We start from the raw sequence: 1,378 nt of genomic DNA, 5'->3' as shown, positions 1-1,378 counted from the left end.
CTAGTACTGCAACGACAGGTTGCGATACTGGCGCTGGCGATAGTGACTGCGCCGGGCTTTTTGGAGGGCCCGTCTTCGCCATTCTGACCATGCAAGGATGTGGTCAGGTTGATGGAAGACCCGGTGCACCAAGCGGTTCCACAGGCGCCGGATTTCATTGATGCTCAGAGGGTAGAGTGATACCGATCGGTATCCGCCAGATCCCCTTTTTGCTGCCCGCGCTGGAGCCGGAGTAGAAATGCGGCGGCTGTCATGGACAGGGTGACATGCCGATACCACGCCTGGTATCCGCGGACTTGATAGTGATCGAGTCCGGTTTCGTTCTTCGCTGCTTGGAAGCACTCCTCGACGGCCCATCTACTGCCCGCTACACCAACCAGTTCCGCCAATGATGTGTTTTCGTTGGCGAAGCAGATGTAGTAGGCGATTTCTTCAGGCTTGGCAATGCTTCGGCGGGCGAGGAGCCAGTGGCCCACGCCGGGTTCACGCAAGGGGCGGATGGAAATTGCCGCCCAATGGTATTCGCGGCGCCCGCGGGCGCCATCTCCGCAGCTCAGACGATGCCAGTCACCGGGCTGGAGCTGCCCTGCGAGATGGTGCGCGCGCTCCTGGGTCAGGCCCATCGAGATCACCATTTGAGTACGAGGAACGCACAGGACGTGAGCGATGTGGCGCTGTTCCAGCCATAACCGAAGCCGGCCGACCTGGCCGTAGGCCTCGTCTGCGGTCACCCATCCGAACGGGACCCGGGCCTCGACGGCTCGCGCCAGCATGGCGATGCCCAGATCCGGCTTGGTGGCGAAGCCGACCTCATCGCCGATGCCGGCCAGCCGGCATCGCTCCCGATCATCAATCCATGCCTTGGGCAGATAGAGTTCCCGATCGATCAGAGCCCGGCCCTTCGGTCCCGCGTAGGCGCAGAAGACTCCGATCTGGCAGTTCTCGATCCGTCCTGCGGTTCCGGAGTACTGCCGTGCCACTCCGGCCGACCGCACGCCCTTCTTCAGAAAACCGGTATCGTCCAGGATCAACACCCCATCCCGGGGGTCCGCGATGCAGTCGACAACCATCCGACGAACGTCATCGCGCACTCCGTCGGTATCCCAGGCATAGAAATTCAGAAGGCGTTGCAGGCGCTCCGGGCCCCTCTCACCTGCCATCTCAGCGAGCGTCCACCCGTTCTTGCGTTCCAGCTCACTCAGGAGTCCACGCAGGTAAGAGGCCGCCTGACGTCGCGACTCCACGCGCGGAAAGCGGCCAGCAAACTCCCCTAGAAAGGCAGAAAACTCCCGGGACCACGATTCGACGTCGCTGATGACCACACATCACAGCCAACCATCCGACGCGAGTTGATCACAACCTGTCGTTGTAGTACTAG

The 1,378-nt window shown here is 61.8% G+C and carries 1 protein-coding gene; it reads right to left on the bottom strand.

The window, feature by feature from the left end; all coding sequences use genetic code 11:
- Positions 1-164: 164 nt before the first annotated feature.
- Positions 165-1,322 (bottom strand): IS701 family transposase, encoded by a 1,158-nt coding sequence (locus E1291_RS41360; protein WP_131743466.1) that lies wholly within the window; start codon positions 1,320-1,322, stop codon positions 165-167.
- Positions 1,323-1,378 lie beyond the last annotated feature (56 nt).

The organism is Actinomadura roseirufa (assembly GCF_900659635.1).
In the GTDB taxonomy this organism is placed as follows: Bacteria; Actinomycetota; Actinomycetes; order Streptosporangiales; family Streptosporangiaceae; genus Spirillospora; species Spirillospora roseirufa.
This window is presented reverse-complemented; position numbering and strand designations above follow the sequence as displayed.